This is a genomic window from Streptomyces sp. NPDC001348, from assembly GCF_053597535.1.
In genome coordinates, this window is record NZ_JBSFIK010000007.1 from 1 (window position 1) to 16,533 (window position 16,533).

14 protein-coding genes and 1 rRNA gene are annotated in these 16,533 nt (G+C 71.2%); 8 read left to right on the top strand and 7 right to left on the bottom strand.

Going from position 1 to position 16,533, the window contains the following annotated elements; genetic code table 11:
• The first annotated feature begins 157 nt into the window (after positions 1–157).
• Positions 158–274 (top strand): 5S ribosomal RNA (gene rrf / locus ACWC21_RS09590).
• A 94-nt stretch (positions 275–368) separates the two neighbouring features.
• Here rrf and ACWC21_RS09595 read toward each other — a convergent pair.
• From ACWC21_RS09595 to ACWC21_RS09615, 5 genes are read right to left on the bottom strand one after another with little or no spacing between them, the layout of a single operon-like run.
• Positions 369–1,679 (bottom strand): DUF58 domain-containing protein, encoded by a 1,311-nt coding sequence (locus tag ACWC21_RS09595; RefSeq protein ID WP_450879859.1) that lies wholly within the window; start codon positions 1,677–1,679, stop codon positions 369–371.
• A complete protein-coding gene (locus ACWC21_RS09600; protein WP_450880207.1) occupies positions 1,679–2,668 on the bottom strand; it encodes an AAA family ATPase in 990 nt (329 codons plus the stop codon). Before ACWC21_RS09600 ends, ACWC21_RS09595 begins: the two co-directional genes overlap by 1 nt.
• Positions 2,668–3,864 (bottom strand): DUF4350 domain-containing protein, encoded by a 1,197-nt coding sequence (locus ACWC21_RS09605; RefSeq protein WP_450879861.1) that lies wholly within the window; start codon positions 3,862–3,864, stop codon positions 2,668–2,670. The genes ACWC21_RS09600 and ACWC21_RS09605 overlap by 1 nt, the downstream gene beginning before the upstream one ends.
• Positions 3,861–4,568, bottom strand: coding sequence for a DUF4129 domain-containing protein (locus ACWC21_RS09610; RefSeq protein ID WP_450879863.1), 708 nt, complete (start codon positions 4,566–4,568; stop codon positions 3,861–3,863). The genes ACWC21_RS09605 and ACWC21_RS09610 overlap by 4 nt, the downstream gene beginning before the upstream one ends.
• Before the next feature lie 4 nt (positions 4,569–4,572).
• Positions 4,573–5,952: a hypothetical protein gene (locus tag ACWC21_RS09615; protein ID WP_450879865.1), complete on the bottom strand. Its 1,380-nt coding sequence runs from the start codon at positions 5,950–5,952 to the stop codon at positions 4,573–4,575.
• Positions 5,953–6,092: 140 nt separating this feature from the next.
• Here ACWC21_RS09615 and mtnA point away from each other — a divergent pair, with 140 nt between their 5' ends.
• From mtnA to ACWC21_RS09650, 7 genes are all read left to right on the top strand, one after another.
• Entirely contained in the window at positions 6,093–7,235 is a 1,143-nt protein-coding gene (gene mtnA / locus ACWC21_RS09620; RefSeq protein WP_450879867.1) for an S-methyl-5-thioribose-1-phosphate isomerase, read from the top strand.
• Positions 7,236–7,330: 95 nt separating this feature from the next.
• Positions 7,331–8,020: a two-component system response regulator MtrA gene (mtrA, locus tag ACWC21_RS09625; protein ID WP_187281934.1), complete on the top strand. Its 690-nt coding sequence runs from the start codon at positions 7,331–7,333 to the stop codon at positions 8,018–8,020.
• A 1-nt stretch (position 8,021) separates the two neighbouring features.
• Positions 8,022–10,079, top strand: a complete 2,058-nt coding sequence (mtrB, locus tag ACWC21_RS09630) for an MtrAB system histidine kinase MtrB (RefSeq protein WP_450879870.1) — start codon at positions 8,022–8,024, stop codon at positions 10,077–10,079.
• Positions 10,069–11,910, top strand: coding sequence for an LpqB family beta-propeller domain-containing protein (locus tag ACWC21_RS09635; RefSeq protein ID WP_450879872.1), 1,842 nt, complete (start codon positions 10,069–10,071; stop codon positions 11,908–11,910). Before mtrB ends, ACWC21_RS09635 begins: the two co-directional genes overlap by 11 nt.
• A gap of 64 nt (positions 11,911–11,974) precedes the next feature.
• Positions 11,975–12,757 carry a ComF family protein gene (locus tag ACWC21_RS09640; protein ID WP_450879874.1) on the top strand — a complete coding sequence of 261 codons (783 nt, stop codon included), beginning with the start codon at positions 11,975–11,977 and terminating at the stop codon, positions 12,755–12,757.
• A 312-nt stretch (positions 12,758–13,069) separates the two neighbouring features.
• Positions 13,070–13,762, top strand: coding sequence for a ribosome hibernation-promoting factor, HPF/YfiA family (hpf, locus tag ACWC21_RS09645; RefSeq protein WP_450880209.1), 693 nt, complete (start codon positions 13,070–13,072; stop codon positions 13,760–13,762).
• Positions 13,763–13,966: 204 nt separating this feature from the next.
• A complete protein-coding gene (locus ACWC21_RS09650; protein ID WP_450879876.1) occupies positions 13,967–14,713 on the top strand; it encodes a response regulator in 747 nt (248 codons plus the stop codon).
• A 17-nt stretch (positions 14,714–14,730) separates the two neighbouring features.
• On the opposite strand, the gene ACWC21_RS09655 is transcribed toward ACWC21_RS09650, so the two are convergent.
• Both ACWC21_RS09655 and ACWC21_RS09660 read right to left on the bottom strand, forming a co-directional pair.
• Entirely contained in the window at positions 14,731–15,903 is a 1,173-nt protein-coding gene (locus ACWC21_RS09655) for a winged helix-turn-helix domain-containing protein (RefSeq protein ID WP_450879878.1), read from the bottom strand.
• Positions 15,900–16,505 (bottom strand): GNAT family N-acetyltransferase, encoded by a 606-nt coding sequence (locus tag ACWC21_RS09660; protein WP_450879880.1) that lies wholly within the window; start codon positions 16,503–16,505, stop codon positions 15,900–15,902. Before ACWC21_RS09660 ends, ACWC21_RS09655 begins: the two co-directional genes overlap by 4 nt.
• Between the last annotated feature and the right edge of the window lie 28 nt (positions 16,506–16,533).

Genomic DNA, 16,533 nt, shown 5'->3' on the forward strand with positions numbered 1-16,533 from the left:
GTTGATAGGCCGGATCTGGAAGCCAGGTAACTGGTGGAGGTGACCGGTACTAATAGGCCGAGGGCTTGTCCTCAGTTGCTCGCGTCCACTGTGTTGGTTCTGAAACCACGAACAGCCCCATGTGCCACACATGGTGCGGCGTTCAGTTTCATAGTGTTTCGGTGGTCATAGCGTGAGGGAAACGCCCGGTTACATTCCGAACCCGGAAGCTAAGCCTCACAGCGCCGATGGTACTGCAGGGGGGACCCTGTGGGAGAGTAGGACACCGCCGAACAATTCTTGGGAAAACCCCCGCACCACACGGTGCGGGGGTTTTCTGCGTTAAAGGCTCGAGTTAAAGGCTCGAAGGGCCCGGCGGGGCCGGCGTTTCAGAGCCGCCCCGCCGCCTTGAGAGCCAAATACGCATCGGCGAGCGCCGGAGCCAGATCATCGGGCGCCGCGTCGACGACTGTCACACCATGACGGCGAAGCTGCTCGGCCGTCCAGTGCCGTTCCGTCTGCGCCTGGGCGGCGGCAGCAGCCTCGTAAACCGCCTCGGTGCTTCCACGAGCCGTCGCCATGCGCGCGACATGCGGATCCGCCGCAGACGCCAGCAGGACGGTGTGGCGCTGGGTGAGCTGCGGAAGGACAGGAAGCAGGCCCTGCTCGACCGGAGCCGCGTCGAGAGTGGTGAACAGGACGAGCAAGGAGCGGCGCGGGGCCGTCCTGAGCGCCGTGGCAGTGAGGCCCCGGGCGTCGGTCTCCACGAGTTCCGGTTCCAGCGTCGCCATCGCATTGACGAGGGACGGCAACACGTCCCCCGCGGCACGGCCCTGCACCAGGGCGCGGATCCGGCGGTCGTAAGCGAGGAGGTCCACGCGGTCACCGGCCCGGGACGCGAGGGCGGCGAGGAGCAGCGCCGCGTCCATGGAGGCGTCCAGCCGGGGCGCGTCGCCGACCCGTCCCGCAGAGGTGCGGCCGGTGTCGAGTACCAGGAGGATGTGCCGGTCGCGTTCAGGGCGCCAGGTGCGTACCGCGACCGCCGACTGACGGGCCGTGGCACGCCAGTCGATGGAGCGGGTGTCGTCGCCCGGAACGTACTCGCGCAGGCTGTCGAATTCGGTGCCCTCGCCGCGGGTCAGCACACTGGTGCGGCCGTCGAGTTCACGCAGCCGAGCGAGTTTCGACGGAAGGTGCTTTCGGCTGGTGAACGGAGGCAGCACCCGTACGGTCCACGGAACCCGGTGTGCGCCTTGGCGGGCGAACAGACCGAGGGGGCCGTAGGAGCGAACGGTCACACGGTCGGCCTGCCGGTCACCGCGGCGGGTGGGCCTCAGCCTGGTCGTCACGCGGCGGCGTTCGCCCGCCGGCACCGAGAGGCGGTGCCGGGACGCGTCGACCTCCGTGCCGGGCAGCCAGCTGCTCGGCGGCCAGGCGTCCCGCAGCCGGGCCCGCAACGGGCGCCGGGAGGGGTTGGTGACGGTGAGCGTCACGTCGGCGGTCTCACCCAGGCGCACGGACGTGTCCCCGGAGCGGGTCAGCAAGAGGTGTCGTACGGGCGCCGCGAGAGCGAAGTCGCATGCGCAGGCCACGGCCAACGGCGCGTTGACCGCGAGGATCCCCGTCCAGCCGGGTCCCCAGATGCCGACGGGAATCGAGCCGAGGGCCGCGACAAGAGCTGCGCGTCCGGTGAAGGCCATCAGCGGGGCACCGGAACGTGGGCGAGGATCGCGTTGATGACGGAGTCGGCCGTGACGCCCTCCATCTCGGCCTCCGGGCGCAACTGCACGCGGTGGCGGAGAGTGGGCAGGGCCAGGGCCTTCACATCGTCGGGGATGACGTAGTCGCGGCCGGTCAGCCACGCCCAGGCGCGTGCGGTGGCCAGGAGGGCGGTCGCGCCGCGGGGCGAGACACCGAGGGTCAGCGACGGGGACTCGCGTGTGGCGCGACAGATGTCGACCACGTAAGCGGTGATCTCGGGTGAGATCGCCGTCTCGGCGACGGCGGCGCGCGCGGCCTCCAGGTCGGCGGGGCCTGCGACGGGACGTAGGCCGGCGCCGCGCAGGTCGCGTGGGTTGAAGCCCTCGGCGTGCCGGGTGAGGACGTCGATCTCGTCCTGGCGTGAGGGGAGAGGGATCGTCAGTTTGAGGAGGAAACGGTCCAGTTGTGCCTCGGGCAGGGGGTACGTGCCTTCGTACTCGACCGGGTTCTGGGTGGCGGCGACCAGGAACGGCTCGGGGAGTGGACGGGGTGTGCCGTCGACCGTGACCTGGCGTTCCTCCATGGCCTCGAGGAGGGAGGACTGGGTCTTGGGAGGCGTGCGGTTGATCTCGTCGGCGAGCAGCAGATTGGTGAAGACCGGGCCCGGCTGGAACGAGAACTCGGCGGTGCGGGTGTCGTAGACGAGGGAGCCGGTGACGTCGCTGGGCATGAGGTCGGGGGTGAACTGGACGCGTTTCGTCTCGAGTTCGAGTGCGGATGCGAGGGCCCGGACGAGCAACGTTTTGGCGACTCCGGGGACTCCTTCTAGTAGTACGTGTCCGCGGCAGAGGAGGGCGACGACGAGGCCGGTCACGGCGGGATCCTGACCGACCACGGCTTTGGCGATCTCGGCGCGCAGGGCCTCCAGGGAGGCCCGGGCGGCGCCCGGATCCCGGGTGTACCCGGCGTTGTCGGTGGTCGGGTCCATCATGGACGGCGTACCTCTCTTTCGAGGGCGTCGAGTTGGTCGGAGAGTGCGATGAGAGCGGCGTCGTCGCCGGGTGGCGGGCCGAACAGGAGGGAGTGCAGGGACTGTCCGTCGCCGTGCAGATGGGCTGACAGTGCGGGCAGCAGGGCCTCGGGCGCGTGTGCCTGGGTGACGGGGACGCCGACGAGGGGAGCGAGGCGGGTGCGGGCGGTGGAGCGCAGCGCGGCCGAGGCGCGGTCGCGGGCGTTGGCCTTGCGGTAGAGGCGGGCGCGGCCTTCGACGGTTTCGGAGGCCCGAATCGCTACGGGGAGTCGTTCGGGGACGAGGGGGCCGAGCCGGCGTGCCCGCCAGAGCGCGGCGAGGGCGGCGGCGATGAAGAGCTGCAGTGTGCCCCAGAGCCAGCCCGACGGGAGCAGGTCGAAGAAGCTTCTGCGGTCGCTCGTGTCGGTGGCCGAGGTGTCGGAGAGCGAGGGGAGGTACCAGACCAGATGGGGGCGCGAGCCGAGGAGTTGCAGGGCGAGCGAGGCGTTGCCCTGCTCGTCGAGACGGTCGTTGAAGAGGATGTCGGGCGCGCCGAGGACGACGGTGTCGCCACCCCCGGATGCCGCAGGGACGCGGATCAGGGTGGCCAGGCGCTCGCTGGGGTAGCAGGAGTCGGCGTCGAGGTGGCTGGTGGTGTAACGGATACCGCCCGTGTCCGCGGCGCCCGCGCGCCGGGCGGCGGGCAGGGTGCAGTGGGGGGTGAGCGTGGAGTCGAAGCTGTGGGCCGGGTCCGCGGTGACGCCGGGGGAGAGCCGCCCGACGGACCAGCTCCCCGCGGCGACGAGGACGGTGCGCCCGCCGGAGTCGGCGGTGGCGGAATGCAGTTCCGACTGTTGTCGGTGGGTCAGCAGGTCGGGCTCTGCGACCAGGAGCGTGTTTTTCGGGCCGGCCGCGGCGCGTGCCTCGTCGAGGGTGGTGACCACCCGCGTGGAGACGCCCCGTTCGGCGAGGAGCGCGGAGACCGCTCGGCTGCCGTAGGGGTCGGCCGAGCGGGGGTCGAGCTCGCCGTGTCTGGCGTCGGAGCGTACGACGGCGATCGCGACGGCACCGATGAGGAGCAGCACCACAGCGAGGGCTACGCCTCGAGCGCGGGTCCACGCCTGTCGGGCGGTGAGCGAGGCGGAGGTGGACGGAAGGGTGGCCCCGGCGGTCATCCGGCGGCCCCTGAGCGATTGTCGGGGGGCGCGCTGCCGGCGCTGCTCGCGAGGGCTGGGCGGGTGTTTTCCAGGGCCTGGTCGAGTTCGGTGATGCGGTGGTACGACTGCTGGCCTGCCCGGCGTCCGCCGTATGTGACGTCGTCGAACTCGCGGGCGGCGGCCCTCAGTCGGTCGGTGTGCGAGGGCAGTGAGCGGCCGGCTTCGGCGGCGGCCTCGTCGGCTGTGCGGCCGGGCCGGACGTCGAGCAGGGCTCGTTCCTCCAGGGCGCGGACGATGGCGCGCATGCGTTCCTGGACGGCCTGGTTCCAGTGGCCCTGGGCGGCGTGTGCCTCGGCGGCCGCGCGGTGCTCGGCGGCACTGCGGGGGCGGTCGTCGAACAGGGCTGCGGCGGATGTCGGCCCGCGGCGGGGTGTGCCCAGGCGCCACCACAGTGCGGCCAGGACGGCAACTACGGCCAGAACGGCGACGGCCAGGCCCAGTGTGCCTCCGGGGGTCGCCGACGAGGCGGCGTTGAGCACCCGGCCGACCCAGTCCCAGAGGGCGTTGAGAGCGCGTTCGAGGAGGCTGGGGTCGTTCTGGTGGTACATCCTCTTGGCCAGTTCGCGGCGTGCCGCGTCCCGCGCGGGGTCGCGTGAAATGGTCACCGGCGGCTCGTCGCCGGAGCTCGCCAGTGAGGCGAGAACTCCCCCCGTGAGGCTCACCGCATCAGCTCCCCGGGGTCGTGCCGGTGCCGTAGTTCTGGACGCCGGCGGCGCGGGCCAGTTCGAGGTCGAGGGCCTCGCGGCGGATGCGCTGGTCGATGTACAGGAGCACGGTGACGCCCGCGGTGATCGGGAAAGTGATCATGGAGCCGATCACCGAGCCGATACCGCTGATGATCAGGAAGGCCCAGCCGAGGTCGCCACCGGAGCCGTTGACGAAGTGGGCGAAACCGTTGCCGCTGACCGCGGCCGCGATCACGGCGAAGGGGATGGCGACGATCGAGGCGACGATGTTCGCGATGATCGCGGCGAGCAGCTGGATGCCGAAGACTCGCCACCAGGCACCGCGGACCAGCTTCGCGGACCGGCTCATCGACTTCAGGATGCCCTGCTTCTCCAGCATCAGTGCCGGCGAGGCGAGGGAGAAGCGGATCATGAGCCAGAGGGTGACGATCGCGGCGCCGAAGAGGCCGAGGACGGCGAGCGCGGCGGCGCCGTCCGTGCCTCCGCCGGCGACCGCGACGAGGATTCCGGGCAGTGCTCCCGCGAGAGCGATGCCGAAGGCGATGAGCAGCAGCAGGAAGATGAGGCCGAACAGCTTCGGGATTTGCGGGCGGGCGTCCCGCCAGGCCTCCCCGGTGGTCACCGGCTTGCCCAGTACGGCTCGGCTGGTCACGGCCGTCAGCATGGCGGTCGCGACGATCGTGCCGATCAGGGAGATCAGGATGACGACGCCGGAACTGAGCATGACGTCACCCATGGCGCGGGTGACTTCGCTGAGGGTGGCGCTCGGGTCGTCGAGGGCCGCGGTGCCGGCGGTGTCCTTGAGGACGAGGCCTTGGAGGAGGACGACGAGGGTTTCGGTGAGCACCGCGACGGTCAGCGAGATGCCGAGGACGGTGCGCCAGTAGGTGCGCATGGTGGAGACGGCGCCGTCGAGGATCTCTCCGACGCCGAGCGGGCGCAGCGGGATCACGCCCGGTTTGGCCGCGGGCGGGGGACCGCCCCAGCCGCCCCAGGCACCGTATCCGCCGGGCCGGCCATATCCACCGGGGCCACCGGGGCCCGCGTACCCGCCGGGGGGGCCGTATCCGCCCGGGCCCGGCTGTCCGCCGCCTGGGTACTGGCCGCCCCAGCCCGGGCCGGGGGGTGGAGGCGGCGGTGCCTGCGCCGGGCCGGTACCACCAGCGGGCGCGGACCACTGGCCTGGCGGTGGCTGCTCCTTGGACCACTTCGAGCCGGGGTCCTGCGCGCCGGCGCCCGGTTGTCCGGCGGGCTGCGCGGGGTCCGGCCGGTCGGCCGGCTCGGCAGGCTGCGACGTGCCGGCTTCCTGCCCGTCGGAGGGGACGGATCCGGGCGAGGCCCAGCCCGGAGTGTCTTTCATCGAAGCTCCTTCACGGTGCCCGCCCGCGGTCGCGGCGGAAGGTTGGCAGCCATCGTGCCATGGGGCGGTCCTGGGGGGATCGGCCGCGGTATGCGCAGCGCACCTTCAATTGTCCGCCGGATCCGGGGCAGACTGACGGCATGGCTGATCAGTACGCGCAAGCCCAAGAGGACACACGGCCGACCGAGAAACCTGTGATCCGATGGGAGGAGCCACCCGAAGGGCCCGTACTGGTCCTCCTCGACCAGACGAGGCTGCCGACCGAGGAGGTCGAGCTGGTCTGTACGGACGCGGCGGCGCTGGTCGAGGCGATCCGTTCGCTGGCCGTGCGCGGTGCGCCGCTGCTCGGTATCGCGGGCGCGTACGGTGTCGCGCTCGCCGCCGCGCGGGGTTTCGACGTGGAGGAGGCCGCCGGGGCGCTCGAGGGTGCACGGCCCACCGCTGTGAACCTGTCCGTCGGAGTGCGCAGGGCCAGGGCCGCTTACCAGGCCGCGCTCGGCAGGGGCGGGGACGGGCGGCAGGCGGCTGCGGCTGCGCTGGCCGCGGCACGGGCCCTGCACAGGGAGGACGCCGAGGCCAGCGTGCGCATGGCCGAGCACGGGGTGGCGCTGCTGGACGAGTTGCTGCCCGGCGGCGGGCACCGGATCCTCACCCACTGCAACACCGGTTCCCTGGTGTCGGGCGGTGAGGGAACGGCGTTCGCGGTTGCGCTCGCCGCGCACCGCGCCGGCCGGTTGCGCCGCCTGTGGGTGGACGAGACGCGCCCGCTGCTGCAGGGCGCCCGGCTGACGGCGTACGAGGCGGCGCGCAGCGGCATGGCGTACACCTTGCTGACCGACAACGCGGCGGGTTCCTTGTTCGCGGCCGGGGAGGTGGACGCGGTGCTGGTCGGGGCGGACCGTATCGCGGCCGACGGTTCGGTGGCGAACAAGGTGGGCAGCTACCCGCTCGCGGTGCTGGCGCGGTACCACCATGTGCCGTTCATCGTGGTGGCGCCGGTGACGACGGTCGATCCGCAGACGCCGGACGGGGCGTCCATCGAGGTCGAGCAGCGCCCCGGTTTCGAGGTGACCGAGGTCGCCGCACCGCAGATGCCGGTGACGGGACCGGGCGGCGGGATACCGGTGGCCCCCCTGGGGACCCAGGCGTACAACCCGGCGTTCGACGTGACGCCGCCGGAGCTGATCACCGCGATCGTCACCGAGGAGGGCGCCGTCTCACCGGTGACGGCCGAGGCGCTGGCGGCGCTGACCGCCGGTTCCCGCGGGGCGGTGATCGGCTGACGAGGGGAAGCGCAGACAGTAGTAGTCCCGTACGACTATCGTCACAGGTCAGTGACCTCCCTCACCACCAGCCTGGTCACCGTTACGAGAATGGGATGATGTCGTTTATGAAGGGACGAGTCCTCGTCGTCGACGACGACACCGCACTGGCCGAGATGCTCGGCATCGTGCTGCGTGGTGAAGGTTTTGAGCCGTCTTTCGTGGCCGACGGCGACAAGGCGCTGGCCGCATTCCGGGAGGCCAAGCCGGACCTTGTGCTGCTCGACCTGATGCTGCCCGGACGGGACGGCATCGAGGTGTGCCGCCTGATCAGGGCCGAGTCCGGTGTGCCGATCGTGATGCTCACGGCGAAGAGCGACACCGTCGATGTCGTCGTGGGCCTGGAGTCCGGCGCCGATGACTACATCGTGAAGCCCTTCAAGCCCAAGGAGCTGGTGGCCCGGATCCGGGCGCGGCTGCGGAGGTCGGAGGAGCCGGCGCCGGAGCAGCTGGCCATCGGTGACCTGGTCATCGATGTGGCCGGTCACTCGGTGAAGCGGGAGGGGCAGTCGATCGCGCTGACGCCGCTGGAGTTCGACCTGCTGGTCGCGCTCGCACGCAAGCCGTGGCAGGTGTTCACGCGTGAGGTGCTGCTGGAGCAGGTGTGGGGTTACCGGCACGCGGCGGACACCCGGCTGGTCAACGTGCATGTGCAGCGGCTGCGCTCCAAGGTCGAGAAGGACCCGGAGCGGCCGGAGATCGTGGTGACGGTGCGGGGTGTCGGTTACAAGGCGGGACCGAGCTGACATGTCAGGAGACAGTGCCGCTTCGGCTCCCGGCCGGTCCGGGGACCGTCCGGGGCGGTCTGTCGGCCGTAAGGCGGCGGGTTCGCGCTGGGGGCGTCTCTTGGAGGGCGGGCTGCTGCAGGGCGGGGTCCAGGGCAGCCCGGTCCTCCGGCTGATCATGCGCTGGGTGCGCCGGCCGCTGCTGCCGATGATGCGGTTGTGGCGGCGCAACATCCAGCTGAAGGTCGTCGCCACGACGCTGCTGATGTCGCTGGGCGTCGTCCTCCTGCTGGGCTTCGTCGTCATCGGCCAGGTGCGCAACGGTCTGCTGGACGCCAAGGTGAAGGCGTCGCAGAGCCAGGCCACCGGCGGGTTCGCCGTGGCCAAGCAGAAGGCCGACGAGGCGGCGGGAAGCACCGCCACCGCCGACGACACCTCGCCCGCGGACGGACGCCAGTCCCAGAACGTCGCCCCGTGGATGAGCGACCTCGTCGAGTCGCTCTCCAGCGGCGGTCAGGGCGCGTTCGACGTGGTGACGCTGCCGGCCGGCGACGGGAGCGGTGGCGGGCGCAGCCCGCGCGGCCCGCGGTACGTGGACGCCACGAACAGCGTGCCGGACGATCTGCGCACGCGGATCGACGAGAACACGACGGCGGCCCAGAGCTACACCCGCATCGTCTACAACAACGGCCAGGAGTCCCAGCCGGCGCTGGTCATCGGCAAGCAGGTCAACGATCCCAACGGGGACCCGTACCAGCTCTACTACCTCTTCCCGCTCACGCAGGAGGAGAAGTCGCTGAGCCTGGTCAAGGGCACGCTGGCGACCGCCGGGCTGTTCGTGGTCGTACTCCTCGGGGCCATCGCATGGCTGGTTGTCCGGCAGGTCGTCACACCCGTGCGGATGGCGGCCGGGATCGCCGAGCGGCTGTCCGCGGGGAAGCTGCAGGAACGGATGAAGGTCACCGGCGAGGACGACATCGCGCGGCTCGGCGAGGCCTTCAACAAGATGGCGCAGAACCTGCAGCTGAAGATCAGCCAGCTGGAGGACCTGTCGCGGATGCAGCGGCGGTTCGTGTCCGACGTGTCGCACGAGCTGCGCACCCCGCTGACGACCGTGCGGATGGCCGCCGACGTCATTCACGAGGCCCGCGAGGACTTCGACCCGGTGACCGCCCGGTCGGCGGAGCTGCTGGCCGACCAGCTGGACCGGTTCGAGTCGCTGCTCGCGGACCTGCTCGAGATCAGCCGCTTCGACGCGGGCGCGGCTGCCCTGGAGGCCGAGCCGATCGACCTCAGGGAGGTCGTACGGCGGGTCGTCAGCGGTGCCGCGCCGCTCGCGGAGCGCAAGGGCACGCGCATACGTGTGGTCGGCGACCAGCAGCCGGTCGTGGCCGAGGCGGACGCCCGGCGCGTGGAGCGGGTGCTGCGCAACCTCGTCGTCAACGCCGTGGAGCACGGTGAGGGCAAGGACGTCATCGTCAAGCTCGCCGCGGCGGGCGGCGCGGTCGCCGTCGCGGTGCGCGACTACGGCGTCGGGCTCAAGCCCGGCGAGGCGACCCGCGTCTTCAGCCGCTTCTGGCGTGCGGATCCGGCACGCGCGCGTACCACCGGAGGCACGGGTCTGGGATTGTCGATCGCGCTGGAGGACGCCCGGCTGCACGGCGGCTGGCTGCAGGCCTGGGGCGAGCCGGGCGGCGGATCGCAGTTCCGGCTGACGCTGCCGCGGACCGCGGACGAACCGTTGCGGGGCTCGCCGATACCCCTGGAACCCAAGGACTCGCGACGCAACCGCGGACTGGACGACGCCGGCCTGCCGGGCGGGGGCGACGACAAGCACGCCACCGTCCCGATGCAGCCGACCGGCGGGCAGACGCAGCTGCCGGCGCGTGCCCCGATCGTGCCCCGGATGGCCACGGTGACTCCCGCCGCCGACCCGACCGCGCTGCCCGGCAACGGCGCGCGCGTGGTGCCCCGGCCCATCGGAGGCGCACGGCGGCAGGACGACCCGCCGGCCGGTACGGCACGCGAGGACGCCGTTGAGGACTCGAACAAGCCAGGGGAGGCATTTCGTGGGCGCTGACCACGAGGGGGGCGTGCGTCGGCGGCCGGTGCGCGCGGCGGCGTACGCCGCGTGCGGCGTCGTACTGCTGGCGGGGTGCGCCTCGATGCCCGACAGCGGAGACCTGCGCGACGTCGAGTCCACGCCCAGGCAGGACACCCAGGTGCGGGTCTTCGCGATGCCGCCCGCCGAGGGCGCCCAGCCCTGGGAGATAGTGCAGGGCTTCCTGGAGGCGCTGACCAGCGACGACCCGCACTACGACACCGCGCGCAAGTATCTGACCGCCGACGCCGCGCGCCGATGGCGGCCGGAGCAGTCGGCCACCGTGCTCGCGGACGGGCCGAATATCCAATCCGACGGGCGGGTGGCCGACCGTGAGGACGCCGGCAGCCGCTCGTACACGCTGGCCGGAACCAGCGTCGCCACGGTGGACAAACAGCAGGCCTATGCGCCCGCCGACAGGGCGTACAGCAGGAAGGTGCGCCTGACGCAGGACGCGAAGACCAAGCAGTGGCGCATCAGCGAGCTGCCCCAGGGCGTGGTGATGGGCCAGTCCGACTTCCAGCGCAACTACAGGTCCGTCAACAAGTACTACTTCGCCTCGAACACCTCGGTCGGGACGAGCGGTCAGCCGGCGGCCGTCGCCGACCCGGTCTTCGTGCGCGAGGGCGTGGACCCGATGACCCAAGTGGTGCGGTCCCTGATCCACGGACCCACGACCTGGCTGTCGCCCGTGGTCAGATCCAGCTTCCCCACCGGTGCGGCGCTGCGTAAGGGCACCGCCTCGCTGACACCCGACGACCAGAACAAGCTGACGGTGCCGCTGAACGGCAAGGCCTCCCGGGTGGGGCCGGCACAGTGCGCCGAGATGGCCACCCAGCTGCTGTTCACCCTGCGCGGCATGGCGCCCGTGGTGGACACGGTGGAGCTGCGGAGCGCCGACGGCAGGAGGCTGTGCGACCTCGACGAGGAACATGCCGAGCGCACCACCTGGGACGCGGCGGCGAAGAGCCCCGAGTACCTGTACTTCCTCGACGGCAAGCACCGGCTGGTACGGATGGCCGGCCACAGCGGCGGGACCAGCGCCGTGCCGGTGCCGGTGCCGGGCGCGCTGGGGGAGACCGGCAAGGAGCTGCGCTCGGCGGCCGTCGCGCGCGACGAGCGCACCGCGGCCGGGGTCGACGTCGACGGCAAGTCGCTCTTTGTCGCGTCGCTGACCCCGGGAAGCCCGCTCGGTGACCCGTTGGTCACCAGTCAGGGCGCGACCAAGGACGACCGGCTGACCACGCCGAGCTGGGACGCCCGGGGCGACCTCTGGGTGGCCGACCGTGATCCGCACCGTCCCAGGCTGCTCCTGCTGGAGCAGGGCAGGGGGGAGCCGGTCACCGTGCAGACCCCCGCGCTGCCCGGACGCATCAAGGACGTGCGGGTGGCCGCCGACGGGGTGCGGATGGCGCTCGTGGTGGAGAAGGACGGCAAGCAGTCCCTGCTCGTGGGACGCATCGAGCGGGACGAAAGGTCGGCGGGACACCCGGTCTCCGTCACCGAACTGCGTTCGGTGACACCGGAGCTGGAGGAGGTCACCGCCATGTCCTGGGCGGGCGACAGCCGGCTCGTGGTGGCGGGACAGGAGCACGGAGGCGTGCTGCAGATGCGGTACGTCCAGATCGACGGCTCCACACCGGACGGGCCGGCGCCCGCGGCTCTTTCGGGTGTGCGGGCGATCACCGCGTCCGAGGACGACCAGTTGCCGCTGGTGGCGTACTCGGAGGACGGGATCGTACGGCTGCCGTCGGGGGCCCAGTGGCAGAAGGTGGTCAAGGAGGGATCCGCGCCGGTCTATCCGGGGTGAGTTGTCCACAGGGAGTTTTCCACAGGGGTGGCCGGTCCGGACGGGCGTTGGCACAGTGGAAGCCATGCGGGGGTGGTGGCAGGACCTCACCGACCTGGTGCTGCCGGCCGAGTGCGGAGGCTGCGGAAGGCCTCGCACGGTGCTCTGCCCTGAGTGCCGTGCTGCCCTGAGCGGAGCCGCACCGTGCCGGGTGCGACCGGTGCCGGAGCCGCCTGGGCTGCCGGAGGTCCATGCGGCGGCTCCTTACGGGGACGAGGTGCGGGCGGCTCTCCTCGCCCACAAGGAGCGGGGCGCGCTGACCCTGGCGGGTGCCCTCGGGGCGGCCTTGGCGGGGGCGGTGCGGGCGTCGGCCGCCGGGCCGGTCGGCGGGCCCGTGCTGCTTGTGCCGGTGCCTTCCGCACGGCGGGCCGTGCGGTCACGCGGGCACGATCCGGTGCGGCGGATCGCGTTGGCAGCGGCGGGTGAGCTGCGGCGCGCCGGGACTCCGGCCCGGGTGGCGGCGGTACTGCGGCAGCGGCGTGCCGTGGCCGACCAGTCAGGGCTCGACTCGCGTCGGCGGCTGGACAATCTCGCGGGCGCGCTGGAGGTGCGGGCGGGCGGTGCCCGGCTGCTCGGCGGGGGTCGGCTCGTACTCGTGGACGATCTGATCACGACGGGCGCCTCCCTGACGGAAGCGGCGCGTGCCGTACGGCACGCCCTCGCCCACGACGGCGCGAGAACGGCTGTGTACGCCCACCCAACCCGGGAAGAGATGGGGGAACGGAGGGCTGGATCAACGGGAGGAACGGTGGTCCGCGCGGCTGTGATCGCGGCGCCGCCGGATTCCTTCGAAACGAACCGGAACTGACTTCGAACTTACGACGTTGCAGGTTGTGAGAGGGCTAATTCACCTGAACGGAGGTACGCCGCAGTAGAGGGTGACGACATCCGTCCGGGCGAGATATGTTCGGTTGTGAGGGAAAGCCGCAGGCCATACCCCTCATATTCGAATGCCGTGCCGCGGGTTTCCTGCAATCACCCGCGCCGGCGGGGTGGAGAGCTCGCCCGTGGGGGAGGAGGTGGACGTCACCGAGTCCGAGGGTTCCGGGGTTGACCGGAACCGGGTGCAAAAGGAGATGCTCCGCCGTTGATGCGGAGTGATCCGGGAACGGAGTTCTGCGTGGACATCGTCGTCAAGGGCCGCAAGACCGAGGTGCCCGAGCGGTTCCGCAAGCACGTGGCCGATAAGCTGAAGCTGGACAAGATCCAGAAGCTCGATGCCAAGGTGATCAGCCTCGATGTCGAGGTGTCCAAGGAGCCCAACCCCCGACAGGCCGACCGCTCCGACCGGGTGGAGATCACTCTCCGCTCCCGCGGTCCGGTGATCCGGGCGGAGGCAGCGGCCAATGATCCGTACGCGGCACTCGACCTGGCGGCGGAGAAGCTGGAAGCCCGGCTGCGCAAGCAGCACGACAAGCGTTTCTCGCGCCGTGGCCGCCGGATCTCGGCAGCCGAGGTCCCCGACCACGTCCCGGACGCGGCGACGCTCAACGGCAACGGCCACCCGGTCCACGAGGAAGAGACGGGCGGAGTACCGACGAAGAAGATCGGCTCGCTGGAAGTGCAGGGTGAAGGCCCCCTCATCGTCCGCGAGAAGACCCACGTCGCCTCCCCGATGACCCTCGACCAGGCTCTCTACGAGATGGAACTGGTCGGGCACGACTTCTACCTGTTCGTCGACTCCGAGACCAAGGAACCGAGCGTCGTATACCGGCGGCACGCCTACGACTACGGCGTCATCCACCTCAACACCGACCCGATGGTCGCTCAGGCACAGCCCCCGGCGGCCGGCGGCGGCACGCTGGGCGGCTGAACCATCCGGCTGACAGCCGATCAGGTGCCCCTGGAGCGCTGTGCGCCCCCAGGGGCACCGGTGTGCGACCGGTTCGCGCCCCGCTCTGTCACCGCAGTGGCGTCCCGGCATGAAATCATGGCCGCACCGGCCCAACCGGTGGGCCGCTGCCTTGGGTTGGCGATGGCACAGGACCACAGGCCACAGCCTTCAGGGGGAGGAACGATGGCGGAGAGTTTCGGACCGATGCAGGAGGAGGATGCCGACGGCGGCGTCGTCGGCATGGGCCCGGACGCGGGCGCTCCACGCAAGGAGCCGATCAGAGTCCTGGTCGTGGACGACCATGCCCTCTTCCGCCGTGGTCTGGAGATCGTGCTCGCCGCCGAGGAGGACATCCAGGTGGTGGGAGAGGCGGGTGACGGCGCCGAGGCCGTCGACAAGGCCGCCGATCTGCTGCCCGACATCGTTCTGATGGACGTGCGGATGCCCAAGCGCGGCGGGATCGAGGCGTGCACCTCCATCAAGGAGGTGGCCCCCAGCGCGAAGATCATCATGCTGACGATCAGCGACGAAGAGGCCGATCTCTACGAAGCGATCAAGGCCGGCGCGACCGGATACCTCCTCAAGGAGATCTCCACCGACGAGGTGGCCACCGCCATTCGTGCGGTGGCCGACGGCCAGTCGCAGATCAGCCCGTCCATGGCGTCGAAACTGCTCACCGAGTTCAAGTCGATGATCCAGCGCACGGACGAGCGCCGGCTGGTGCCCGCGCCGCGGCTCACCGACCGGGAACTCGAGGTGCTCAAGCTGGTCGCCACCGGGATGAACAACCGGGACATCGCCAAGGAGCTGTTCATCTCCGAGAACACCGTGAAGAACCATGTCCGCAACATCCTGGAGAAGCTGCAGCTGCACTCCAGGATGGAGGCGGTGGTCTACGCGATGCGGGAGAAGATCCTCGAGATCCGGTGAGCGGCGCTCGTCGTGACTCAGCCGAGCAGGCGGGCGAGTTCCACGGTCAGGGGCCCGCGGAGTTCCGGGGCGTCGACGCGTTCCACTCGTACGCCTGTGCAGTCCACCCAGCTCGCGGCCTCGACGAGGGCCTGGGCCACGGACGGGACCGCCTTGGGGCCGTCCAGCGTCACCTGTCTGGCCACCAGGGTGCTGCCCTCGCGGGCCGGGTCCACCCGGCCGACCAGACGGCCGCCGGCCAGGACCGGCATGGCGAAGTAGCCGTACACCCGCTTCGGCTTGGGGACGTAGGCCTCCAGCCGGTGCGTGAAGCCGAAGATCCGTTCCGTGCGGGCCCGCTCCCAGATCAGTGAGTCGAACGGGGACAGCAGCGTGGTGCGGTGCCGACCGCGCGGGGGTGTCTCCAGAGCCGCCGGATCGGCCCAGGCGGGCTTGCCCCATCCCTCGACCGTGACCGGGACCAGGCCCGAGTCCGCGATCACCGCGTCGACCTGCTCACCCTTGAGGCGGTGGTAGTCGGCTATGTCCGCGCGCGTGCCCACACCGAGGGACTGGCCCGCCAGCCGGACCAGACGGAGCAGGCATTCGGTGTCGTCCAGCTCGTCGTGCAGCAGCGCGTCCGGGACGGCGCGTTCGGCGAGGTCGTACACGCGTTTCCAGCCGCGGCGCTCCACACAGACCACCTCGCCGTACATCAGCGCCCGCTCGACGGCGACCTTCGTGCCGGACCAGTCCCACCACTCGCTGGTCCGCTTGGCGCCGCCCAGTTCGGTGGCGGTGAGCGGGCCTTCGGCGCGCAACTGCTTGATGACCTGCTCGTAGACGCCGTCGGGCAGCTGGTGGTGCCAGTGCGGGCGGTCGCGGTAAGCGCGGCGGCGGAACGCGAAGTGCGGCCACTCCTCGACCGGGAGGATGCAGGCGGCGTGGGACCAGTACTCGAAGGCGTGCGTGTCCCGCCAGTAGGCCTGCTCGACCGTCTTGCGGCCGACCGCGCCCAGGCGCGCGTAGGGGACGAGTTCATGGGAGCGGGCGAGAACCGAGATGGTGTCCAGCTGGACCGCGCCGAGGTGGCGGAGGACACCGCGGACGCCCGCCCGGCGGTCCGGTGCGCCGAGGAAGCCCTGTGCGCGCAGGGCGATACGGCGGGCGTCGTCTGCGGAGAGTTCGATGGCGGGGCGCGGGGTCGTCATGGGTTCGGACGATAGGGGATGCCACTGACATTGGTGTCGCGCCCGGGCAGGTATGGGGACGTGGACGGCAGCCCCAGGTCCGACGGGAGCAGGGAGCCGACCCAGCAGTCCCGCCGCACCCCCTTGTTGTTGAGCGCGGAGCGCAGCGTGCCCTCGATGGTGAAGCCCGCGCGTTCGGCCACCGCGCGCGAGGCGTGGTTGCCGACCTCGGCACGCCACTCGACACGGTCGACGCCCAGCCCGGTGAAGATCCACCGGCAGGCGGTGAGCGTCGCCTCCGTGACATAGCCATGGCCGCGGTGTTCCCTGGCCGCCCAGTATCCGACCTCGGCCACGGCCGGCGCGCGCATCGTGAGGCCGAGCATCCCGGCCAGTTCCCCGCCGGTGAGGAAGATCCCGAAGGTGAACATCGAACCCTGTGACCAGCCGTCGGGGACCGTCCGCTCCGTGAAGCCGCGCGCGTGCTCCGGCAGATAGGGCGAGGGGATCGTGGTCCAGCGCTGGATGCCGGGGTCCTGCACGGCCTCGTACACCGCCTCGGTGTCGTCCGGACCGACGGTGCGCAGCACAAGACGGTCCGTGGTCAGCGTGACGGGTTCCATCGGCCGATTCTGGACGGGCCGCCCCGGG